General features: G+C 42.5%; 16 protein-coding genes and 1 CRISPR repeat array. Of the genes, 10 read left to right on the top strand and 6 right to left on the bottom strand.

Annotation, left to right across the window (positions count from 1 at the left end; genetic code table 11):
- Positions 1-13: 13 nt before the first annotated feature.
- The 3 genes from HRQ91_RS07470 (at position 14) to HRQ91_RS07480 (ending at position 3,925) form a co-directional block, all read left to right on the top strand.
- Positions 14-1,750, top strand: a complete 1,737-nt coding sequence (locus tag HRQ91_RS07470) for an ABC transporter permease (RefSeq protein ID WP_210118972.1) — start codon at positions 14-16, stop codon at positions 1,748-1,750.
- 126 nt (positions 1,751-1,876) lie between these two features.
- Positions 1,877-2,953 (top strand): ABC transporter ATP-binding protein, encoded by a 1,077-nt coding sequence (locus tag HRQ91_RS07475; RefSeq protein ID WP_210118973.1) that lies wholly within the window; start codon positions 1,877-1,879, stop codon positions 2,951-2,953.
- A 369-nt stretch (positions 2,954-3,322) separates the two neighbouring features.
- Positions 3,323-3,925, top strand: a complete 603-nt coding sequence (locus tag HRQ91_RS07480; RefSeq protein WP_210118974.1) for an alpha/beta hydrolase family protein — start codon at positions 3,323-3,325, stop codon at positions 3,923-3,925.
- A 295-nt stretch (positions 3,926-4,220) separates the two neighbouring features.
- A CRISPR array of direct repeats spans positions 4,221-6,628; the repeat unit is 36 nt; unit sequence GTTGTGGTTTGATTTCAAATTCTGATGTAAAATAGC.
- Positions 6,629-6,726: 98 nt separating this feature from the next.
- On the opposite strand, the gene cas2 is transcribed toward HRQ91_RS07480, so the two are convergent.
- The 3 genes from cas2 to cas9 form a co-directional block, all read right to left on the bottom strand.
- Positions 6,727-7,065 (bottom strand): CRISPR-associated endonuclease Cas2, encoded by a 339-nt coding sequence (cas2, locus tag HRQ91_RS07485; RefSeq protein WP_210118310.1) that lies wholly within the window; start codon positions 7,063-7,065, stop codon positions 6,727-6,729.
- Between the two features lie 2 nt (positions 7,066-7,067).
- The gene (gene cas1, locus HRQ91_RS07490; protein ID WP_210118975.1) at positions 7,068-7,958 is read right to left on the bottom strand and encodes a type II CRISPR-associated endonuclease Cas1; all 891 of its coding nucleotides are present in this window, start codon (positions 7,956-7,958) and stop codon (positions 7,068-7,070) included.
- A 177-nt stretch (positions 7,959-8,135) separates the two neighbouring features.
- The gene (gene cas9 / locus HRQ91_RS07495) at positions 8,136-11,912 is read right to left on the bottom strand and encodes a type II CRISPR RNA-guided endonuclease Cas9 (protein WP_210118976.1); all 3,777 of its coding nucleotides are present in this window, start codon (positions 11,910-11,912) and stop codon (positions 8,136-8,138) included.
- Between the two features lie 641 nt (positions 11,913-12,553).
- Here cas9 and HRQ91_RS07500 point away from each other — a divergent pair.
- Both HRQ91_RS07500 and HRQ91_RS07505 read left to right on the top strand, forming a co-directional pair.
- Positions 12,554-12,889 carry a hypothetical protein gene (locus HRQ91_RS07500; RefSeq protein WP_210118977.1) on the top strand — a complete coding sequence of 112 codons (336 nt, stop codon included), beginning with the start codon at positions 12,554-12,556 and terminating at the stop codon, positions 12,887-12,889.
- A complete protein-coding gene (locus tag HRQ91_RS07505) occupies positions 12,876-13,067 on the top strand; it encodes a hypothetical protein (protein WP_210118978.1) in 192 nt (63 codons plus the stop codon). The genes HRQ91_RS07500 and HRQ91_RS07505 overlap by 14 nt, the downstream gene beginning before the upstream one ends.
- 77 nt (positions 13,068-13,144) lie before the next feature.
- Here the strand turns inward: HRQ91_RS07505 and HRQ91_RS07510 are convergent, their stop codons facing one another.
- Complete coding sequence (locus HRQ91_RS07510) at positions 13,145-13,612, bottom strand: RidA family protein (RefSeq protein WP_210118979.1); 468 nt, start codon at positions 13,610-13,612, stop codon at positions 13,145-13,147.
- A gap of 748 nt (positions 13,613-14,360) precedes the next feature.
- On the opposite strand from HRQ91_RS07510, the gene HRQ91_RS07515 reads away from it, so the two are divergent.
- The 5 genes from HRQ91_RS07515 to hisS all read left to right on the top strand — a co-directional run bounded on the left by HRQ91_RS07515 (position 14,361) and on the right by hisS (position 20,840).
- Entirely contained in the window at positions 14,361-15,857 is a 1,497-nt protein-coding gene (locus HRQ91_RS07515; protein WP_210118980.1) for a sodium:solute symporter family protein, read from the top strand.
- 61 nt (positions 15,858-15,918) lie between these two features.
- Positions 15,919-16,617 carry a helix-turn-helix transcriptional regulator gene (locus HRQ91_RS07520; protein ID WP_210118981.1) on the top strand — a complete coding sequence of 233 codons (699 nt, stop codon included), beginning with the start codon at positions 15,919-15,921 and terminating at the stop codon, positions 16,615-16,617.
- On the top strand, positions 16,580-18,196 hold the full coding sequence (locus HRQ91_RS07525; RefSeq protein ID WP_210118982.1) for an N-acyl-D-amino-acid deacylase family protein: 1,617 nt from the start codon (positions 16,580-16,582) through the stop codon (positions 18,194-18,196). The genes HRQ91_RS07520 and HRQ91_RS07525 overlap by 38 nt, the downstream gene beginning before the upstream one ends.
- A gap of 160 nt (positions 18,197-18,356) precedes the next feature.
- Positions 18,357-19,472, top strand: coding sequence for an N-acetylneuraminate synthase family protein (locus HRQ91_RS07530; protein WP_210120768.1), 1,116 nt, complete (start codon positions 18,357-18,359; stop codon positions 19,470-19,472).
- 54 nt (positions 19,473-19,526) lie between these two features.
- Positions 19,527-20,840, top strand: a complete 1,314-nt coding sequence (gene hisS / locus HRQ91_RS07535; protein ID WP_210118983.1) for a histidine--tRNA ligase — start codon at positions 19,527-19,529, stop codon at positions 20,838-20,840.
- A 137-nt stretch (positions 20,841-20,977) separates the two neighbouring features.
- Here hisS and HRQ91_RS07540 read toward each other — a convergent pair whose 3' ends face one another.
- Both HRQ91_RS07540 and HRQ91_RS07545 read right to left on the bottom strand, forming a co-directional pair.
- Entirely contained in the window at positions 20,978-21,889 is a 912-nt protein-coding gene (locus HRQ91_RS07540; RefSeq protein ID WP_210118984.1) for a M23 family metallopeptidase, read from the bottom strand.
- Between the two features lie 155 nt (positions 21,890-22,044).
- On the bottom strand, positions 22,045-23,115 hold the full coding sequence (locus tag HRQ91_RS07545; RefSeq protein ID WP_210118985.1) for a PD40 domain-containing protein: 1,071 nt from the start codon (positions 23,113-23,115) through the stop codon (positions 22,045-22,047).
- Between the last annotated feature and the right edge of the window lie 30 nt (positions 23,116-23,145).

Below are 23,145 nucleotides of genomic sequence, written 5' to 3' on the forward strand. Positions count from 1 at the left end.
GTGGATTTTTATTATGACAAAACCATACACTGCGGGAACGCAAAGCAAAACGCTCGACAGAAAAAAATTGTTTGCCGATCCTATTCTCATCACCGCAATATTTGCAATATTTTTATTTTTAGTTTTATTTATCGTCTATCCCCTGTCGATTCTGCTCGTCGACAGCGTGTACGAAGAAAATCAAATCACGCTTTCCGTGTTTGCCCGCATTTTCGGGATGTCGGGCTTCCGAAAAGCTATTTCAAATACTCTGCACCTAGGTTTTATCTCAGGCATACTCGCCACTCTTGTCGGCTTTTTGTTTGCGTACGTCGACATGTATGTCAACGTCGGAAACAGATTCGTAAAAGGCCTGTTTAAAATCGTTTCCGTGCTGCCAGTCGTTTCGCCGCCCTTCGTCCTGTCGCTTTCGGCGATCATGCTTTTCGGCCGCACGGGCATCATCACACGAAGCCTGTTCAATTTAAGCACGACAAAATTATACGGCCTTCCGGGCATCTGCCTGGTACAGACGCTTACCTTTTTTCCCGTCTGTTACCTCATGCTCAAAGGACTTCTTAAAAACATAGATCCCTCGCTCGAAGAAGCGGCTCGCAATATCGGCGCTTCCCGGTGGAAAGTTTTTACGTCTGTAACGCTCCCGCTTTTGCTTCCCGGTCTCGGCAACGCTTTCCTCGTAACATTTATAGAATCGGTTGCGGATTTTGCAAACCCGATGATCATCGGCGGAAACTTCGACACGCTCGCAACTTCGATTTACCTGCAGCTCACCGGTGCATACGATAAAAGCGGAGCCACGGCAATGGCAGTCGTGCTTCTCTTTATTTCAATGGGTTTATTCATTGTCGAAAAATATTGGCTCGAACGGAAATCGGTGGCTACCCTTACGGGCAAAGCGTCCCGGGAGCGCATGCGCATAAAAGACAAAAGCGTGCGCGTTCCGCTCGTCACGATCAGCATTCTTATCTCGCTCTTTGTCATCGTGCTTTACTTCCTCGTCGTATTCGGCTCTCTCTTTAAAATTTGGGGAAGGAACTACAGCCTGTCGCTCAAATGGTATAAGTATATTTTTAAAAACAGCGGATACAAAGTATTTCTCGATTCGATTTGGCTTTCGCTCATCGCCTCTCCCATCACCGCATTAATATCGATGATAATAGCCTACCTTGTAGTAAAGCGGAAGTTTGCAGGAAAGGGATTTATGGAATTCATCGCGATGCTCGCGATGGCGGTTCCGGGAACGGTTCTCGGCGTCGGCTTTATCCGCGGATTCAACAGCGGCCTCTTTCATTCGGGTATTATGCAGGGGCTGTACGGCACCGGGGCGATCCTCGTCATCGTGTTCATCGTGCGCTCGCTTCCGATCGGCACGCGGAGCGGCATTGCGGCACTCAGGCAGATCGATAAATCGATCGAAGAATCAGCCTACGATTTGGGTGCGGACAGCCTGACGGTATTTACGACGGTGACGCTTCCGCTCATTAAGGATTCGTTTTTCAGCGGGCTCGTCACGACCTTCGTACGCTCCATCACGGCGATTTCCGCGATCATTCTGCTTGTCACTCCGCAGTTCGTGCTCATCACCGTGCGCATCAACGAACATGCGGAAAAAGGCAACTACGGAATCGCATGCGCATACGCGACGATATTGATCGTCATCACGTACACGGCGATTACGCTGATGAATCTGTTTACCGGAAGATTCGGCACGAGCCGTAAACAAAAGACATCTCGAAAAATTCACTCTTAGTGATTTTTCGAGATGTTGACGAGTTCTAACTCGCTGTGTTATCGCGAGTTAAAACATCGCATTTTTAGAGTGACCTATAAAAACTGCAGTTTTTATAGGTTCCAAAAGACAACAAGGGGAAGTATCATGACAAAGGAACAAAAAGGCGTGCGCCTGGATCATATAACGAAGATTTACAAAGACTATAAGACGGGAAAAGATTTCGCCGCAGTGGACGATATTTCGCTTGACATTAAACCGGGCAGTTTCGTTACCCTGCTCGGCCCTTCCGGCTGCGGAAAGACGACGACGCTTCGCATGGTCGCGGGTTTTGAAAGCCCCGACAAAGGCGAAATCTACATCGGCGATCAAGCGATCAACGAACTCACGCCCAACAAGAGAGATACGGCTATGGTGTTCCAAAGCTACGCTCTCCTGCCGCACTACAACGTCTTCGACAATATCGCCTACGGCTTAAAGATCAGAAAGGTGGCTAAAGACGAAATCGCCGAGCGCGTTATGGCCATGCTCAAACTCGTAGAACTCGAAGGACTCGAAGGCCGCATGACGAATCAGCTGTCTGGCGGACAGCAGCAGCGGGTCGCCCTTGCGCGAGCTCTTGTAGTGCAGCCGAGCGTTTTGCTTTTCGATGAACCGCTTTCGAATCTCGACGCAAAGCTCCGCGTAGCGATGCGCACTGAAATAAGAAAAATCCAGCAGACGGTCGGTATCACGGCGATATACGTTACACACGACCAGTCTGAAGCGATGAGCATCTCCGATCAAATCATCATCATGAACAAAGGGAAAATCGCTCAAATGGGAACGCCGCGCGAAATCTACTATCAGCCGAAAGACGAATTTGTCGCGGACTTTATCGGCGAAGTAAACTTCCTGACCGGAAGCGTAACGTCGATAGACTCAAAAGCCATACACGTCGACGTCGGCGGCGTCGATATCACGGCGGAATCTTTTGAAAAGGTTCAAAAGGGCGACCCGTGCAAAATCGTGCTGCGCCCCGAATCGGCGACTCTCGCTGACAAGGGCGTTCTGCCGTGCACCGTAACGCTTTCGACGTTTATGGGTTCGTATCAATATTATCAGGCCGACGTAAACGGCATGATGATTAAGATCACCGAATACAACCCGAAAAACCGTAAGCTCTACGAAGCGGGCGACAAAGCCTACTTAAACTTTGACAGTCTCAACCTGCACATTCTCTAACAAGTACCCCGCCCGCGTGAGGGATTGGAGGCGCGGCGAAGCCGTTCCGAAGCGAGCAGCGCGCGAGCGGAGGAATGGAGCGCTTTAGCGCGGAACGCCGAAAAGCCCGACCCGAGCGCAGCGAGGGACACGCCCTAAAAAAAAATCCCGATTCCAAACGCAAACACAGTGGAAAAAATATCCATTACGGCAAAAGATTTTGTGCGTTTTTACAGATTATGCCGCTTATTGTGCACTCGGAGTAAAAATGCCAATCGCTTGCGGCGGAAAATGCGCTATCATGCCGACAGAAAGTTCAAATGCTTGCTAAAAATCAAGCACCGCCTGACATATGCCGGCGGAAACAGTATGGAGATGCAGGAGGCATGTATGAAAAAATTATTAGCAGTTTTGGGCGCTTTGCTGGCGATCGCAGCGGCGTCTTTTGCGGACACGCGAACGGATTTTAAACCGATCGTCATAACCGATCAGGAGTCTGCGCTCTTTAACAAAATCGGCGAGGGAATTCTCGTAACGCATTCGCAGGGCGGAACGGTCGGCTGGAGAACGGCGATACGGAACGGCAACGTAAAAGCGATCGTCGCATACGAGCCGGGCGGAAGTCCTTTTTTATTTCCCGAAGGCAAAACGCCTGCTCCCGTTCCGACCTCATACGGCACGATTGCAGCGAAAAGCATCCCCCTCGACGATTTTAAAAAATTGACAAAAATACCGATCGTCATATACTACGGCGACAATATTGCGTCGAAGCCCACTCCGAATTTCGGACAGGATCAATGGCGCGCCGAACTTGCCATGGCGCGTTCTTTTGCCGCGACGATCAATAAATACGGCGGCAACACGGCGGTGGTTCACCTTCCCGAAATCGGTATTACGGGAAATACGCACTTTATCTTTTCGGATCTTAACAATATTAAGGTCGCCGATCTGCTTTCGGATTGGCTCAAAAAAAATAATTTGGACAGGCGATAAATCATGCGGATGTCTCAAAAATTATCCAAGGTTCGCTGTTTTTTTGATCATTACTTTTCATATGAACTTTGAAATTGTTGCAGCCGTGATTAAAAAGAAACTAAAAAGCTATTGATAATCAAGAAAAACAGAGTTATTGTTATACATGAAAAGAGCGTACTATGGGCTGGAATACTCGGGTTGTTAACTATCGACGCTGCCCCGCCAGTATGCTCTTTTTATTTTATCTATGTCATTACTTGATGCGCAATCGGTGGCAGGTTGCGGAAACATCAAATATAAAAGCTCTGCTAGTGTTGTGGTTTGATTTCAAATTCTGATGTAAAATAGCGGGAGCAAGTGTATATTTGCACATAGGATTGTTGTGGTTTGATTTCAAATTCTGATGTAAAATAGCAGATGATCCGTGTATCTACGTCTTGCATTTGTTGTGGTTTGATTTCAAATTCTGATGTAAAATAGCTTCTATGTCGTGCCCTTTCATCTCAAGATAGTTGTGGTTTGATTTCAAATTCTGATGTAAAATAGCACATACATCCGCAAAAACGGGCGGACGCAGTTGTGGTTTGATTTCAAATTCTGATGTAAAATAGCAATATCAAGATAGATATCCTTGCTTGCAGGGTTGTGGTTTGATTTCAAATTCTGATGTAAAATAGCTCAAAAAAGTGCCAAGAGTATCTAAACCCAGTTGTGGTTTGATTTCAAATTCTGATGTAAAATAGCCATCGTAAGCAACTTCAGGAATAGCAAGGTGTTGTGGTTTGATTTCAAATTCTGATGTAAAATAGCAAAAAATTCTGTCCGTCGTAGCAGGTAGTTGGTTGTGGTTTGATTTCAAATTCTGATGTAAAATAGCATTGACATTAGCGACCACCTCGACGGTTACGTTGTGGTTTGATTTCAAATTCTGATGTAAAATAGCGTTGGATACCGCCGGAATGAATGCGTTCTCGTTGTGGTTTGATTTCAAATTCTGATGTAAAATAGCAACATTTACTCCGCGTATCACACAGAAATAGTTGTGGTTTGATTTCAAATTCTGATGTAAAATAGCAAAATCAAAATTAGAACAAAGATTAATATAGTTGTGGTTTGATTTCAAATTCTGATGTAAAATAGCAAATCAAAATTAGAACAAAGATTAATATAGTTGTGGTTTGATTTCAAATTCTGATGTAAAATAGCGACAATTCGATTAAAAGGATTGCAGGCGAAGTTGTGGTTTGATTTCAAATTCTGATGTAAAATAGCATATCCCCAGCAGGAAGCGCCGCAAGACTTGTTGTGGTTTGATTTCAAATTCTGATGTAAAATAGCATCGAGATTGAAGTCCGACAGGTTGAGCGTGTTGTGGTTTGATTTCAAATTCTGATGTAAAATAGCACATACATCCGCAAAAACGGGCGGACGCAGTTGTGGTTTGATTTCAAATTCTGATGTAAAATAGCAACGGGTCTAACACTTTCCCGCTTGGCATAGTTGTGGTTTGATTTCAAATTCTGATGTAAAATAGCAACGGGTCTAACACTTTCCCGCTTGGCATAGTTGTGGTTTGATTTCAAATTCTGATGTAAAATAGCAGCTCTTACCTTCGCCACGCTGAAGCCAGGGTTGTGGTTTGATTTCAAATTCTGATGTAAAATAGCAAACGCTCTCGCTTTGACCTTTCCCGAATTGTTGTGGTTTGATTTCAAATTCTGATGTAAAATAGCGCGCTATACCGAGCTACTTGGCAAATATTGGTTGTGGTTTGATTTCAAATTCTGATGTAAAATAGCCTGTCTGGAACAAGGCTTTACCTGTACTGGTTGTGGTTTGATTTCAAATTCTGATGTAAAATAGCTCGATAACCACCACTTGAACACAAGGTACGTTGTGGTTTGATTTCAAATTCTGATGTAAAATAGCCGTAGAGGAGTCAAAGATAAGTTTATCCGATAGTTGTGGTTTGATTTCAAATTCTGATGTAAAATAGCTAATTTAAGATTTTTAAAATCATAATGTTCGTTGTGGTTTGATTTCAAATTCTGATGTAAAATAGCAATAAGACGTAAAAGGTCTTTCACGCAAGGGTTGTGGTTTGATTTCAAATTCTGATGTAAAATAGCAAATATCACCGTCAATGTCGCTGTATTTCTGTTGTGGTTTGATTTCAAATTCTGATGTAAAATAGCAATGGTACATAGACGGCGACAATAAGAATGGTTGTGGTTTGATTTCAAATTCTGATGTAAAATAGCTACACAACTCTGTACACGATCCCTGCTTTAGTTGTGGTTTGATTTCAAATTCTGATGTAAAATAGCTCCTAATGGGTACAAGACACTTAGGATACAGTTGTGGTTTGATTTCAAATTCTGATGTAAAATAGCTGCGTTTGATGTTGTCGATATTCCCGTTGGTTGTGGTTTGATTTCAAATTCTGATGTAAAATAGCTACGAGTAAGAAGCTGATGATCATTAAAACGTTGTGGTTTGATTTCAAATTCTGATGTAAAATAGCCGCCACATGCAAAATACGAAAAGTCTTTAGTTGTGGTTTGATTTCAAATTCTGATGTAAAATAGCTATGAAAAGAAAAATATAGAAGTAGCGAATAGTTGTGGTTTGATTTCAAATTCTGATGTAAAATAGCTTATTCGTTAAAATCGACTGCTACCAATTGTTGTGGTTTGATTTCAAATTCTGATGTAAAATAGCATAAACTCTATAATTGCTTGCTAAATATAGGGTTTATGCTTGTTTTACACCAAAAAAACAGGAAAAATGAGCGGAGTTTGGCCTATTTTTTTCGGTTTTTAAAACATTTCCAGTTGCTTAGGCGCTTTTTCTTTAGGCTTTGGGGACAAACCGATATATGTCAGTATTTCTCCGAACTGCTTGTCGGTAAATTTTAAAATACTCACCGTCCCTTCCCGCGGCAGCCACTGTTTGATTCTGTTTTCGTGGACCGCGCAAGCTTCTTTACTGCCGCAAAATCTTTTATACACACTGAATTGCATCATATCAAATCCGTCTTCCAAGAGTTTTTTTCTAAACTCCGATGCGCGTTTTCGCTGAGGCTTTGTATTCGTCGGCAGATCAAACAAACAAAAAATCCACATTATCTTATAAGCGTTTATCCGTTCAAAACTCATAGCTATATAAAAACAGGTAAGGCCATTTTTTCGAATTCTTCCGTAAGCACTTTTACTAATGAAGAGCTTGTAATTGACAATGCGATCATAAGCGGCCTTGTAACCTTACCGATATTCACATCCCGTGTAAGGATATTCAAAATTTTCTTCTTAAATTCCGTATTAAGATCTTCTTCATTGGGATTTTCTTTAATAAAATTAATAACTTCATCGTCCACATACGGTCTGTAAGGTTCCATGACGTCGTCCGCAAGACAATAGGCATCGTATTTATTGTGATGATGTATACCCAGAGTCGGTAATAACCCGGAACCGATTAAGGCTCTGGCAGTAGCGGCTCGAAGGATAGAATAACCGTAATTCAAAAAATTGTTGGGAAATTTTCCGTATCGATCTCTGGTCCAGTCACGACCGAACAGATAATCCCAATAAGTCTTTGCGGCACGAGCCTCCATGTTCGAAGCATCGTCGCTTTTTACATGTCTTGAAAATTCATTTACCTTAGCCGAAGCAAATCCGTGCTTTTCAAGCAACCTTCCCTGATTTTTTATTTTACTTTCTATGATTTGTTTCCAGCACTGCTTTTTTACCGGCAATTTTGCGTCGATCTGAACAAAAAATAATTGAGATTGGATATTGTTGCAGTCCAGAGGCAAAGTCATTGAAAAGGGCAAGTGTTTTTCATTACAAAAGATTACGGCAGAATTATTATACACAAGTTCATTTATAAGGGGCACGGTCATTGAAACAAGATTATTTTCAATAACAACAAAACCTATATCTTCAATAGGAATTAAAATTTCTTCTTGCGTTTCTCTGTTAAAAATTACAAGCTGCTTGTTTTTCAGACTTAAACAAACAGCATGTGAGAAAAACAGTGTTCGTTTAATCATATGGAAACCTCTCTAAAAACTGCAGTTTTTAGAGGTAACTTTTAAAACGCGATGTTGCACCTCGCGATAATACAGCGAGTTGTAACTCATCAATATCTCGGAAAATTCGCTAAAGGTGAGTTTCCAGAGATGTCCATATACTAATTATCGGCAGTATATGAAAAAATCTCCATATTGTTATTTCTTTACAATTTCTCCGGCAGGCGAAACGGTAAAATCCGTCCCTTCTACAAGTCCTATAAAATTATTGCTCTGGTAACGGCGGAATTCAACGCCCGTATTCAAATCATATTCGCCTTTAATATATTTCCAAGGCTTTGAACTTGTGATATGCGCCAGTCCTATGAAAACACGTTCTCCGGATTTAGCCAATCCGGCAATTCTGTACAAACGATTCCATATATGCTCTTTAGGAAGACCGAATACGTCTTCACCATAGTTATTTTGAAGCAGTACGATTTTTCCCACTTTCAGCACCTTATACAATGGAAGCCTATTTTGCCCTTCTTCGATTTCATTCGGATATAACTCTTTTCCGCTCCGTTTATTTTTAACGGCGTCAAGAAGATTTAAAACCGAATGCTTGCTTAACTTTTTTCCGTCGGCGGACATTCCTCTATATAATGCGACTAAATAATTTTCTTCATTCACGACATAATAATGCTGCTTATATTCTTTCGGATTTTTTTTAATGACATTATGATGTGCTTTTAATTTAACGGGCTCCGTGGGTTTTGCCTTTACCCTTATGTGACGAACATAAACGTCCTTTCCGTTTTTCTTGAAGGGAAGCAAAATTCCTTTTTCCTGTATGTCGTTTTCGGTTTGGATCCCGGTTTTTATATTGTTGATAAAAACATCTTTAATTTTTTTATCGACGATTTTTTCAGCAATATCTTCCGTAAGACCAAAAGCGGGAACTCGCTCAACAAAAATCTTTTTACTTGCAAGGCCTTTTTCAGGCACAGTCATGATGCAGCCGTAAAAAGTATCTTTATGCAGAGAACCCCTTGCCGTTGAACACTGAATGTAAACCGTTTTTCCGCTATTTAAACCGCCTCTTCGTCTTAAAATCTTCTTAGATTGCCTTAAAGAATTATCATCGACAAAATGTTTTGGAATGATATATCGGACGGCTAAAACGACATCCTTATCAAAGGACTCCCAAGGTTTTGCAAAGTTAATATGATTTTTCTCTTCACCGTTTTTCATTTCATGAGAGAGTAAATTGAACTTCGCCCTGCTTACACAGGCGACCGTCAAAGCGTCGACAGCGTGATGTATGTAATTAGAACGGTCTTTTACCTCATCTCTGTCAAGCAATCCCCATTGCCGCTTAAATATGTCTGTCATAGTTCCCTTGACCGGCTGAACAGAATCGAATACCTGTCTTAAATATTTCAAGGCAAGTTTTGTAATTATGCGGGTATCGTTTAATTGACTGTTTTTAAAGTCGGAAGTAATTTCCGTCGCAGTAAATCGCTTTAGCTTTTCTTTGTAATAACGAAGTTCCAACTGAGCCTCATGTCTTCTTACGATCATGGAATCTTTTGCGGCAGGATCAATATAACCGACATGATTTGAATTTCTGCTAATTATGCTTTCGCACCTGTCGATTTCGTCCTTGTAAAATCCTTTAAAACGCGCGCATATTTCTTCAAAATTCGGCAATTCGGACGGAATGTGTTGCTTTTTAACGTTCCTGTTAAAATCACTGTCGCAGAGGGTAAGGTTTTCAAGAGAATCGTCGTAAGACAAACTTCGCGGAATTGTGTGTTCAAAATCAAATTTAGGTACTTTACCGAACAAGTCGACAATACTTATGGATTTTCCGGTGTACGGGCATTTTTCTTTTTGCTCTTTCCAAAGACGGAATTTTTTAATATCCGAGTCGGTAGGATTGATTTCAAATCCGGCTTCTTTGCAAAGTCCGGAAATCTGTTTTTTATAGTCTATATTTCTTAACTCATTTTTCCGCTGGAATTCCCCAATGGCTTTGCGCCAGTTTTTGTCGTTTACCTCATTTGCAAGCTCAACGTTAATCCGCGTGGAACCGTCAATTTCATCGGTTTTTATAAGGTAATTTACAAGCTTTTTAAGCTGATACAAGGCTCTCATCGCCACGGGATTTTTTACGCTTGAAGTCCTCGGAGAGGAAAGATATTCTTTTCCGTCGTCGCCTAAAACAGGTTTTTCCAAACCGAAGTCCTGATCGGAAGGATGATAAAGTTTCGCGCCTTTTTTAATTTCAAATCCTTTTGATGTAAGGTATTCTTCAATAAGATCGTCCGTTCTTAGCATTGGATATTTGTAATTGTCGGCATTTTTTGTCACTGCAAGTTTAAGACTTTCTTCTACAAGTTTTATGGCTTCTTCCCTGACGTTATTTTGCTTTTCAACAGAACGCTCTTCCCAAGATTTCTTTCCGAACAAATCGCAAGCTTGAATATCGATAATCGATTTATTCCACTCTTCCGTATGAAAATCGTGCTTTGCGTCTTTAAAAACCGCTTCAAGGCAGCGGTTGACAAGCACACGCACATTGTTTTTATCCTTCAGCGTGCTTAAAATTTCTTGCACGGCTTTTTCAATATCCGCCTCGTTTTTTTCAAAAACTTCTTTACCGATCATTGAAGGAATATTGGCAAGAAAAACGGCGGTAGAATAAACATAGCCTTTTTTTAAAAACGGGATTATTTTTCTGATAGCTTTTAAACTGAGACTCGCATACCCTTGCGCTAAGTAAACGGCGCAATACTTACCGGCCTTTTCATCGTCCAAAAGCAGTTTATCGACAGCAAATTCACGAAGTTTTTCATCATCGTCAAAATCAAAAAGAACATGCCAAATGTCATTTATGTCATATCGCCCGATCTGTATGTTTTTCCAGTCATCGCCGAAAATATTTTTTAATCCGGTAGAAACCGGACAGCCTGAAACGTTCGTATCGTCTCGATAATTGAATTTCCAGAATTCTTTTTTTCCTGCAAGTTTTTTAGAAATGTCCGCAAAATGAAAACTCCGTTTCGATATTCTAAAAAACAGAGGTTTTATGATTTCTCTTTCTTCTTCCGTAAGAGGTTCAAAAGGCTGTTTGTCATCCTCATTACAATTTCTGGCGACTCGAATGCTGTTAATAAATTGCAGCATTCGGAATTCTTCAAATTCAAAATGCGAAACAGGACAACGCGGCTTGTCAGGCTCCAAAGTGCATTTACCGACAAGGAATTTCTGCGATTTCAGCTTTCGCTGATAAAAAATAGCTTTATATAAAGATTCCTTTAGCTCATCGGAAATATTTTGCACTTCACATATTTTATTAAATTCCTGCTCGTAATGATCTTTTCTTGAAGTATATTTTCCTCTTACTCTTTCACCGGATTGTTTTAATTCATAAAAATATTGGCCTAAAGTTTTATCGCCTTTTAATTCGGAAAGCTCATTCATCTGGCCTTTAATGCCCTTTACATCCTTATCCTCGCTTTCCTTTGCCGCTTCTTTTCTGTTGCTTAAAAAACCGCGCCTCTGTGCAAGATGATAAAAAGCCCTCCCCTGTTCATAAGGATCCGCCTTCTGCTCAACGCATTTTTTCCTGAGAAAATAAGGCTCCCAGCTTTTTAATTCATCCGTTCTGTACCAGTTTAGATACGCTGTTGAAGAAGGATAAATCTTTGAAGTCTTCCAAAGATCAAGCTCTTCCATAGTTAGCGGACACATGCCGTTTTTTATTAAAACCTTTAGCGTTTCATATTTTCTAAGCCTTCTTCGAAATTTAAGCCTTCTGGCGGATCTAAAGGCCGTCCTTTCCGCAGCCTTTGAACTTTCATTTCCTTTTTCTTTTTTTACGCCTTCAGGGAATATATAAACGCCGCACTTAACAATTTTCTTTGCCGCCTCATCTACAATGCCCCAGCCTATGGAATTCGTACCGATATCAAGGCCTAAAACTTTCATATATTCCTCGGTTTATCTTGCATATTTTTGCGCTGAAACCTCGAAAAATTTCTAAAGGCGAGTTTTCAAGATGACCTATAATATTTTTCTTGCACAAATATGCAAAACATGATAAATTGTTTATGAAATCAAATCACAATAAGGCTAAAGGCCGAAGTCATTTGACTACAGTCCCGCCTCGTGCGGGACATTTTTATTTTAGCACATCTTAAAAATTATTCCATGATAATTTATAAAATCCTTTTTTTCCCGCTTTGTTGAAAACCGTCAAATTCCTTTCCGCCGGCGCGAATACCTGTTACGAGATTCGTTTTCCGGCGTCGGCAAAAAAACATAACGCAGCGAAGTTGCCGTGCGGCGATGTCAGCGTTTACGCGGCAAGACGCTGTCGGCGTCGCTTTAACGCACACGAGCTCGTGTCTTGACATCGCTTTAACGCACGCGCGCGTATCTCTTGCGCCGGGCATTTTTACGCCGATAGCGTCTAGAACCTTAAACCTTATAGCGCCGAGTGCGGAATATTCAGGCAAAAAAGCAATTCGCTTAAATACTTTAAGATCCTTCCTCTTTATGGAAATTTGTCCGCGAAAAATCCGGCATTTTATATTCCGAAAACCTATAAGCAGCCCGTAAAAAAACAAATGATTTTCCTTAATCCTGAACAACAAGAAAAATATATTGAAGAAAGAAACGAAGAAAATCGGCGTTACGATTATTCAAAAGACTTGGAAATAGATATGCCGGAAAATCAAGTTTTAAATTTCGACTTTGTTTCATGCAAAGACGGAATTATAAAGCTGCAGTTAAAGACAAAATCTTACAGGCTGGAACTTGATTTTTACGATGACGACAACGATGAACCGAACTTCTGCTGGTTTATGCTGCTCGGTAAATGGCTTTACGAGCTGTCAAAGAATCCGTTGGGGAAGCCCGAAAATTTAAACCTGTGGTCTTGCTACGGATATGAAATCTTTTGATGTTTTTTTGACAAGCGGAACTTATAAGAGGGAAGAATGGGAACAAGAAAAGCTGTCCGAGGATGAAGAAGATTGTGCGGACGACGGCGATTCCACGGATTATAACGACAATCCATGGAGCGGAACCGATCTTTTTCATGTGTACGGAGAACTAAAAAAGCTTAAACAGCTGAAATAAGGAATGTGCGGTATATTCAAACTGTTTTAAAATTTAAATATACATTGCACATTCCGTAAGAACACACATTCTATCGATCAGCAGTATTCTACGAGCATTTCGATCTCGCATGCGATTCCGCCGGGGAGCGCATTTACTCCGATCGCGCTTCTCGCAGGAAGTCCGGCCTCTTCTCCGAAAAGTTTAAAGATCAATTCGGATCCGCCGTTTACGACCTGCGGTTGCTTATCAAAGTCGTCCGAAGAATTTACAAAGGCGAGAACTTTTACAAACCTCTTTATTTTATTAAGGTCGCCGAGTTTTTCTTCCAGATTGGCAAGCAGGTTAAGCATGCAGTTATACGCGGCCTTTTGTCCGTCTTCGAGACTCAATTCTTTTCCTACTTTTCCTTTTACGGTGTTGCCGTTACCGAGGTCGGGACCGCAGCCTGAGCAGTATAAAAGCTTGTTGCCGAATTCCATCACAGGAGTGTAGATTCCTCCCTTCGGCGGCGGAGAAGGAAGCGTAATTTTCAATTCTTTTAATTTTGCATAAACATCCGACATAATTTTATCGTATCTCCTATAAAAATTAATATGTAGTATCAAGAGGCTGGTCCAAAACTTAAGCCAGTTTCTTTGATTTCTATTTTTCACGCTTATTGCTCGTTGAGCGGCAAGCGTACCGTCATGCGTAAATAATACTATTGCACCGATAAAAAAAAATCAATCAACAATTTCGCCGCAGATTAATGGCGAAGCTTCAAGCGTCGCCGGGGTAATTTAAATAAAAACGGCGATATATCAGGGCAAAGTTACCTCTAAAAACTGCAGCTTTTAGAGGTTTCTATCAACAATATGTTGAATATTTATTTCAAATATAATAAATATATTTTAAAATAATACCGAATTTATGCAAAAATCGCCCCAAACCGGCGTTTTCTTACAAAAATTGTAAATATCCGATAATAAACATTGACAAATTGTTGAATCGCCCCGTAGAATTATCTAATAGAGCCTGAATGGCGAGTTTTACGCGGCAGGGATTGTGTATTAAGAAAAACATCCTTGTTTTTCTTAAACTGACAGTTTTTTTCAAAAACTGTCGACATTACTTGTAAGTCGCACATCCGTGTGCGACAAACGCGGCAGGGATTGGAGGGGTGAGCGCAGCGAAAACAAACGCTATGCGTTTGTTCGGAGGCGAAAGCCGTAGCCCCGAAAAGCCTGTTTTTTGCGATTTTATCGCAAAAAGCCGCCCTAAAATAAATATAAAAACTCGAAATTCGGGATAATAAAACAAAAGGGGGGTAAAATGACTAATTTTACGGTCTTTTTTCTGATCGGTTTTGTGATCTATATCGGGATCATGATAGCCATTGGGACTTTCAGCAGCAGAGGAAAAAATACGGGAACTAATTATCTTACCGGCGGTGCGCAGCTTCCTCTGTATTTGATTTTTGCAACTATGGGAGCCACGCTTATCGGTACGGGATCTTCCATAGGCGCTACTTCAAACGGATTTAAATTCGGCTTCGGAGGTTCCGCTTACGGCTTCGGAGCGGCGCTCGGTATGCTGATATTGATCCTTGTCGTCCGAAAGGGAGGCCTTAGGGCAAAAGGAATCCAAACAATGGCTGAAGAAGCTCAATTCCACTATAACGGAAACAAATACATAAAAATCGTCATGAGTTTTATGATGTACCTTATTGAAGTTGTGTGGCTCGGCAATCACATAAACGGCGGCGCGACATACTTGGGCTTTGTCACAGGCCTTGATCCTGTCGTATGTAAACTCATAACCGTACTTGCATTCGGACTTTATGTTATCATTGGCGGATACCTTGCGGTCGTCTGGACGGATCTGATACAGCTGATCATCTTAGTATTCGGATTTATTTCTATAACATGTATTGCGATTCCAATGGCAGGCGGATGGTCTGAGATCGCACACACATTGGAAAGCGCAAATAAGGCCGGAAACTTGAGCCTTTACGGTTACAAAACGATGGGCTGGATGTGGGTTATTTCAATAATCTGGAGCGTGGCCGTTCCTTGCTTGGGAACGCCGACTTACAGAATAAGGCTGTACACGGCAAAAGACGATTCTACAGCAATACGCGGATTTTCTCTTTCAGCCGTTCTTCTTTTTGTATTTTCCCTGCTTCCGGCGCTTATCGGTATGGCGGCTTTTACCATCGCAACTAAAAACGGAGCTGCGGAAGTCCTTAAACGTCCGGACTTCGCGTTTACCTATGTCGCCACGACGGTACTCGGTCCCGTCCTAGGATTGTTGTTCATGATCGCAGGATTAAGCGCGACCATGTCTTCAGGCGACAGCGACGCAATAGCGGGAACGGCGATCTTTATCGGCGACATCTATCCGATTGTCAAGAAAAAGCCGGTTCATCAAGATAAAATTACCAAATTGAGCCGCGTCATTACCGTGCTTACTCTGGCCCTGGCATTCGCGGCTACCCTATTTGCAAAAGACGTTATGTCGTATATTTCCAACGTCATAGGTTCCATAATACCAGGAGTTTCGGTAGCAATGTTCCTAGGCGCCGTTTGGAAAAAAGCTTCTTGGCAGGGCGGTATCGCTTCCGTAGGATCGGCTATGCTGTTCGGCATGACGTACCTGTTTTCACCGCCGTTCAAAGCTCTGATAGCAAGTACGTTCACGGGACCTGCAATCCCTGCGACTATCATAGCTCTTGTGTTCGGGATCATCGTAAGTCTTCTCACTCCGTTTGAAAAACTTTCGGAAGAAGAAAGAATGAAACTTGTCATCGCTTCAAGAGAAAAGATTTAAAAAGCGAAGGGGCTGAGGGCTTTCCGTTCAGCCCCTTCTTGCTTTAAAATCAAGGAATAAAATGAGTTATGTAAAAGAGAATTTCAAACTGCTGTCAGAAATTTGCTACTGCATTGCAAAACAATTCGGTTCAAACTGCGAAGTAGTCCTTCACGACCTTACCCGTCCGTATGACAACACGATCGTGGCCATATACAACGGCCATGTGACGGGGCGCAAGGTGGGAGACGGAGTGACGAACGCGGGACTTGAACTTTTACGGGGAATGAAAATTCCTGAAGATCAAACAAATTATATAAATACCACTCAGGACGGAAAAATACTGCGTTCGACAAGCAAATACATTTATTCTAAAGACAATAAAAATATCGCGGGAAGTATCTGCATAAATTTCGATATCACGGATTTGGTTAAGCTGCAAAACGAACTTTCATTTTTTACGCATCAGGACTCCGATAAATCCGATAAAAATGAAAATTTTGAAATATTTTCAGGCAACGTACATCTGATTTTAAATGAAATGATGAAAAAAGAACTGGAAAAATTCGGAAAAAACGTTGCCGAATTGACAAAAGAAGAAAAGATCATTTTCGTCAACGATCTTGATAAGCAAGGAGCATTTCTTGTTAAAAAATCGGCAGGAATGGTTGCGGATTTTTTAGCTTTGTCTCGTTTTACTATATACAATTATATCAATAAGTACAAAGGAGAACAAAAGAAAAATGAACGATCTATTGATAAAAAACGCACTGGTCGTTGACGGAACGGGCGCAAAGCCTTACACGGCCGATATTCTCATAGATAACGATAAAATTTCTAAAATATCCGTATCAGGGTATGATCTTTTAAAAGCAAAGACTGTCATCGACGCTAAAGGAATGGCCGTTACGCCGGGCTTTATCGACATTCACCGTCACTGCGACATAAAGCCGTTCAACGACAAAGAAAAACTATACGGCTCGGTAATGCTTTCACAAGGAATTACTACGACAGTAGTCGGTAACTGCGGAATTTCAATGACGCCCGTATCCTTTGACGAAAAAACGGCGCAAGAAACCTATGACTTTGATTCGCCCGTACTGGGCCCGGCCTTCCCCGATATAAAAACGTATCGCGATTATATGACGGCCTTGGAAAACATCGAATTGCCGCTTAATTTTATGGCGATGATAGGAACCGGCAACGTAAAAATAGCTGTAAAAGGTTTTTCAAACAGCCCTTATACAAAAGAAGAAATGAAAAAGGCTCAAGACCTGATCGAAGACGCTTTGAAGGAAGGCGCTCCGGCTATTTCTTCGGGAATAATGTACATGCCGGAATGCTACAGCACTAAAGAAGAATTCGTCGAGCTGCTTATGCCGCTCGGTAAACGTAACGGGCTTTTTACGAGCCACATACGAGGAGAGGGCGACAGCATGGTAGACAGCGTCAAAGAGGTTATCGAAATAACCGGTAAAGCTGGCTGCGCCCTGGAAATATCGCATTTCAAATCATGCGGAATGAAAAATTGGAAAAAAGAAATTCACCGCGCCATAGCGCTTATAGAAGAAGCCAGAAAAAACGGCAGAGACGTTACGTGCGATTTTTACCCTTACGAAGGAGGTTCCACCGCGCTTACTACCATGATTCCACCTGCGTTTATCGCTGGGAATATGAACGCCGCGCTTGAAAGGCTCGGGACGGAAGAAGGGGTAGAGGCTTTCAGAAAGGCGGCGTCGATAGAATATTCCGACTGGGACAATTTTTGTATAACGCTCGGCTGGGACCGCATTATAATTTCCGGTATAGTAAACGAATACAATAAAAAATTTCTGGGACTCGATGTCGTAACGGCGGCAAAAAAATTCGGCTATAAGGACGCCTACTCCCTTGCGGCTTATCTTTTATCCGATGAAAAAGGCAAAACCGCTATCATCAATATGAGCATGTGTCAGGACGATATAGACACTGTGGCAAAACTTCCTTATTCAATCGTAATTTCGGACTCAATCTATGCGCAAACGGACACGCCGCATCCCCGCATGTACGGCGCTTTTCCGAAAATCATCCGGGAATATGTAAATGAAAGGCGTCTTTTTACGCTTGAAGAAGGAATAAAAAAGATGACCGGCTTACCCGCAGAGCGGATGAATATCAAAAACCGGGGATATTTAAAAGAAGGTTATTATGCGGACATAAACATCTTCGATCCCAAGAGGTTCAAGGACAATGCGACGTTCCAAAACCCCACCCGCATGCCTTCCGGGCTTTCGTATTGTATAGTAAACGGAAAGATAGCGCTAAAAGACGATAAGATCATCATAAAAAATGCCGGAAGACTCATACGGAACAAGCGATAATCCGTGTTTGCAAGATTGCCGGCGCCGGCGCACTCGCTTCTTATCGGCGCAAGCCGCAGAGTGCGCACGCACGCCTCGCGGTCATCCTGCACATATGCCGGTGCGTTTTAACATTATATCTTACCTTGTGTTTCATAAAGATCACGGGTATGATATGCGTATGATCGTCGCGGAGATAGGGACTTCTCACAAGGGGTCAAAACAAAGATGCGAGCAACTCATAAGAGCCGCCGTCCAAAGCGGAGCCGACGCGGTAAAACTGCAGTGGGTTTATGCTGATGAAATCCTGCATCCGAATACGGGTTTCGTAGACCTTCCCGGAGGGAAGATACGGCTTTACGACCGTTTTAAACAGCTCGAAGTTCCACCATCTTTTTATAAGGATGCAAAAGACTTCGCACATTCTCTCGGCATAAAATTCGTATGTTCGCCTTTCGGGCTGAAAAGTCTTGAAGAACTTTTAGAAATTGCGCCCGACGCGGTAAAAATCGCTTCTCCCGAAGTAAATCATTTTCCCATGCTCAAGGCCCTCGCGGCATTCCGTAATCGACAAAAGCTCGAAGGATGCTCCCCGATTCAAGTGATTCTTTCAAGCGGAGTTTCAAAAATAGCCGACATAGAAAAAGCCATCTGCATCCTCGGCGCTGAAAACCTTACTCTTCTGCACTGCATAACAAGCTACCCTGCCCCGGAATCGGAATACAACGTAAAAGTTCTTTCGTCTTTGCGGCGCATTTTCGGAGTGCCCACAGGGATAAGCGACCACAGCCTTGACCCCATTTTGGTTCCGTCGTTGGCGGCTGCTATGGGCGGAGTGATGACTGAAAAACACATAACCTTAAGCAAAAAAGACGACGGCCTTGACGATCCAGTAGCGTTGGAAAGCGAACAATTTGCGCTCATGGTACACGCAGTGCATCAAAGTCAGGCGGCGGTAAACAGATACGGAATGGAAATAGCGCGGCAAAAAATAATAAGCCAACTTTCCGAACAATATAACGCAAAGATGATCGCCGAAATAGTCGGCAACGGAATAAAACGTCTGGCTCCGGCGGAAGAAAAAAATTACGGCAGGACGAACCGATCCCTGCACTTTATGGATTCAATGAAAAAAGGCAGCCGTATATCGCAAAAAGACATAGGCGTTTTGAGAACGGAAAAAGTGCTTAGCCCGGGGATAAGCCCGGAATTTTTGGATACAGTTATAGGCGCAAGACTTTCAAAAGACGTCAGCGCGGGAAGCGGAGTTCAGTGGGAAGATCTTCTTACGCGATAGGCTCGATATTCGACCGAATTGTTTTTTTATTGCGTTTAAGCTAGTATGAGATCTATGGAAAATTTAATTCAACCGCGGATCTTAAAAGGCTTCCGCGATTTTCTTCCCGCTTCCGAAATTCAAAGGGCTTCTCTGATAGAAAAGATCACGGAAGTTTACAGATCTTACGGCTTTGTTCCCATAGACACACCCGTTCTGGAATACACCGAAATACTTTTACGAAAAAGCAACGGAGAAACGGAAAAACAAGTTTTTCGCTTTGAAGACAACGGCGGACGCGACGTCGCTATGCGCTTCGATCTAACAGTCCCGTTCGCTCGCTTTGTGGCGGAACACAGGGCGGAGCTTTACTTTCCATTTAAACGCTATCACATAGCAAAGGTCTGGCGCGGTGAAAAACCTCAAGCAGGGCGTTACAGAGAATTCGTGCAATGCGATATAGATACCGTAGGTTCGGACAGCGCGGCTTCAGATTTTGAAATCCTTTCGGTAATGAAAGCGGCCTTTGAAAAAATCGGAGTACCCGAAATCGTTATAAAAATAAATCACAGAGGAATATTCAACCGCTTCCTTGCTAAAATAGGCGCCGTAGACAGGAGCGAAGATATTCTTCGCACAGTAGATAAACTTTCAAAGGTGGGGAAGGATCAGGTAAAAAAAGAGATTGAAGAGATAACTTTATCAAAAGAAAAAACGGAACTGATACTCAATTACGTTTCTTTTTCTTCGGATTTCCAAAATACGCTCGCCTTTATTGAAGACCTTGCCGGAGGTCCTGCAGAAGACACAAAAAGACTTCGCGACATTTATTTAATGATGAAGGCGGAAGGTATCGAAGGAACTTTTGCACTTGACACGTCTATAACGCGCGGGCTTGATTATTATACGGGCATAGTCTATGAAACGTTTTTGACCGATCTGCCGCAGATAGGTTCGGTATGTTCGGGCGGCCGCTACGATAATCTTGCAAGCCTTTATATGAAAGAAAGAGTACCCGGAGTAGGAGCTTCGATAGGACTTGACCGTCTTATAGCGGGGCTTGAACAATTGGGCCTTACAGACACAAGAAAAAGTTATGTCGACGCGGAAATTTACTGCCTCAATGCAGCTCTTGCAATCGAATACCAAAAAACTGCAACATTTTTCAGAAGCAAGGGAATAAACGTTGAAGTTTTTCCCGATGAAAAGAAAATGGGGCAACAATACGCGCTTACACAGGCAAAAGACATTCCGTGGGGTATTCTCATAAATGACAAGGATGCAAAATCCGGCACAATGACGCTCAAAGACCTTTCGACGCGCGAACAGTTTGAAAATCTTACAGCAGAAGAGGCCGCAGAAAAAATCCTTTCTGCAAAACACCGTTAAAGCCCGAAAAGCTCCGGAAATCCGTCTGTGTATGGTTTGACCGTATATAAGCCGCATGTCCTGAGCGACGGCGGCAAAGACCGGGGAACGCGTTAGCGTTGACGGCTTACCGCCAATGCTAGCGTTAGAGAAACCCCTTATTTTACAAAGAGCACATAATCCGCAGTTTTTTCATTGCCGTGAATATCGGCTACGCTTACGGTTAAAATATTTCTGCCGGAAGACAGCGTCAACACGGACAAAAGCTGTCGGTCATCATCGGGATATATTTCTTCCGAAGAATAAGGCCTGTTTCCTAAAACACAAAGACGCATATCGTCCTGTTTAAGAAGATCGTAAGAAATTTTTTCGACTACGGCGCCGTTTATAGAAACGCTCGTTTTGTAGGGAATAGTAGTTTTTTGCTTTGTCCGGTAAAAAGAATACTGTCCCGCAGGAATAGCCATCTGGCTTCTTATTGCAAAGCTGTTTCCGCTTTTATTTACGGCGCTTATATTGCCGACAAAAAGTTCAAGCTCCTTTCCGATGTGCGGCATCAAAAGCCGGGGGTTGACGGCGGCGTTCTGTTCAAGGTCTATGACTTGAAATTCCAAGCAGGATTTTCCTTGCTGCCAGCCTGAATTTCCGCTTGTGCCGAGCGGCATGCCGGCAGAAGCTTCAGTTACATTTCCCGGATCGATAGCAAATTCTTCGCCGTCAAGGTTGCCGTAAACTGTCATCAACTTATCGTCGTGATTTATTATGACGGCGTTTCCTAAAGCGGAATCGAACCACCCCATGTCGCCGTCGTGTTCCAAAATCACAACGACAATTTTGCCGTCGCCTGAAGCCTTTACCTGTGAATATTCGGAAAATATCAGCGAGGGACTGACGGCGCTTCCTCTACGCTGCCCGAAACACGAATAAAACGAATCGGATAAAACGGCGGCCTGCGGCCAGTCAAAAGCGTAGGAAATCAAAATCGAAGACATAAGAAAAATAAAAGCAAAGGCCGCCGGCATCTTTGTTAAAAATTTTAATCTTTTAAAACATGCTTTTAAATATTTCATAATGCTGTCCTTTAAAATGCGGCATTGCAGAAAATATCAATTTTCGAAAATGCCGCATTCGTGCGCTCTTTGCGCACAGATAATATATACGGCGAAAAGCGGCTGTTTTCGCTTAAACGCGCTCTTACTGCACAGCGAACATAAAAACCGCCGCGCTATTCCCTTGCAAGTCTGATCTTGGAAATTTTCAAATCCTTTCCTATGAATAAGTTGTTCTTTCTAGTTTGAATGAACGAAAAATCGGCCTCAAAAGAAAATTTTCCGGTAAGACTTTTAAAATTTTCAACCGTATAAACCGTCCATAAGCGTTTATCTTTAGTGAGTACAAAAAATGTTCCGGGTACATCGGTTTCTTTTATGGCGGAAATCCAACCGTCCATTTTAATTTCGCCGGCCTTTGAATCCTCGCAGTTTACTATTCCCAAGCCTTCGGAGGACGCGTAATAAAGCCACTTTCCGTCCTTACTGAATCGGACTAAGGACTGAACGTTTCTGTCCTTTTTCATATATTTAAAAAAAGTGATCACCGCATGTTTTTTTTCCGTGCGAACCAAAACTATCCTCTGTTTTTCAAGCCCTGAAAGACAGGCGAAGAGCTTGCCGTCGTAAGAAATATCGGCGCCGAGAATTACCGGATACTTGCTCCCTCCGGGAACAAATTCCTGCATAAGAGTTCCGTCGGAATAAAACGTCATAATCTTACCGTCCGCAAATCCAGCAACACAGCCGCCTTTGGACGATGAAAAAGCCGTAACGGGTACGAATCCTTCGTACGTCCACAGCTTTTGCCCGTCTGCTCCGTATTGACTGAACGATGCTCCTCCCGGCAAAAAAAGATATAAGCGGTCTTCGTCGATAAAAGGAAATCCGCTCGCCTCTATTACGCCTCTAGAAATTCCGTCCGGCGAATAAAATTGAATTGAAGTGTCGCTCAAGCCGTACGGCGCATAATAATATTCCGAAACGGCGGCTTTTACGGGGAATGTCTTCGACACGGTTATCTTTCCGTCTTCCGTAAAATATCCGACGGTCTGCCCTATTTTAAATGGAATAAGACCGTCGTCTTTTTCAGTCGTTTCCGAAGCGGCGGAACTTTGCACCGCCGAAACCGTCCATTCGGGAATAAATTGCAATTCCTTAGAAAGCGGATATACGGCGGCAAAAACATATATAACGGAAAAAAGAACTGCCGCTGCAAGAGGCAAAACCCCGACTTTAAATTTCATACGGTTTAATCGTATAGTAACAACAGATAA

It is taken from the genome of Treponema parvum (assembly GCF_017893965.1).
GTDB lineage: Bacteria > Spirochaetota > Spirochaetia > Treponematales > Treponemataceae > Treponema_D > Treponema_D parvum.

Coding starts and splice junctions, on each gene's coding strand:
- HRQ91_RS07525 (WP_210118982.1), top strand. CDS start 16,580: ATGAACGATCTATTGATAAAAAACGCACTGGTCGTTGACGGAACGGGC.
- HRQ91_RS07505 (WP_210118978.1), top strand. CDS start 12,876: ATGAAATCTTTTGATGTTTTTTTGACAAGCGGAACTTATAAGAGGGAA.
- HRQ91_RS07545 (WP_210118985.1), bottom strand. CDS start 23,115: ATGAAATTTAAAGTCGGGGTTTTGCCTCTTGCAGCGGCAGTTCTTTTT.
- HRQ91_RS07520 (WP_210118981.1), top strand. CDS start 15,919: ATGAGTTATGTAAAAGAGAATTTCAAACTGCTGTCAGAAATTTGCTAC.
- HRQ91_RS07500 (WP_210118977.1), top strand. CDS start 12,554: ATGATTTTCCTTAATCCTGAACAACAAGAAAAATATATTGAAGAAAGA.
- cas1 (WP_210118975.1), bottom strand. CDS start 7,958: ATGATTAAACGAACACTGTTTTTCTCACATGCTGTTTGTTTAAGTCTG.
- HRQ91_RS07475 (WP_210118973.1), top strand. CDS start 1,877: ATGACAAAGGAACAAAAAGGCGTGCGCCTGGATCATATAACGAAGATT.
- HRQ91_RS07515 (WP_210118980.1), top strand. CDS start 14,361: ATGACTAATTTTACGGTCTTTTTTCTGATCGGTTTTGTGATCTATATC.
- hisS (WP_210118983.1), top strand. CDS start 19,527: ATGGAAAATTTAATTCAACCGCGGATCTTAAAAGGCTTCCGCGATTTT.
- HRQ91_RS07510 (WP_210118979.1), bottom strand. CDS start 13,612: ATGTCGGATGTTTATGCAAAATTAAAAGAATTGAAAATTACGCTTCCT.
- HRQ91_RS07530 (WP_210120768.1), top strand. CDS start 18,357: ATGATCGTCGCGGAGATAGGGACTTCTCACAAGGGGTCAAAACAAAGA.
- HRQ91_RS07470 (WP_210118972.1), top strand. CDS start 14: ATGACAAAACCATACACTGCGGGAACGCAAAGCAAAACGCTCGACAGA.
- cas2 (WP_210118310.1), bottom strand. CDS start 7,065: ATGAGTTTTGAACGGATAAACGCTTATAAGATAATGTGGATTTTTTGT.
- cas9 (WP_210118976.1), bottom strand. CDS start 11,912: ATGAAAGTTTTAGGCCTTGATATCGGTACGAATTCCATAGGCTGGGGC.
- HRQ91_RS07480 (WP_210118974.1), top strand. CDS start 3,323: ATGAAAAAATTATTAGCAGTTTTGGGCGCTTTGCTGGCGATCGCAGCG.
- HRQ91_RS07540 (WP_210118984.1), bottom strand. CDS start 21,889: ATGAAATATTTAAAAGCATGTTTTAAAAGATTAAAATTTTTAACAAAG.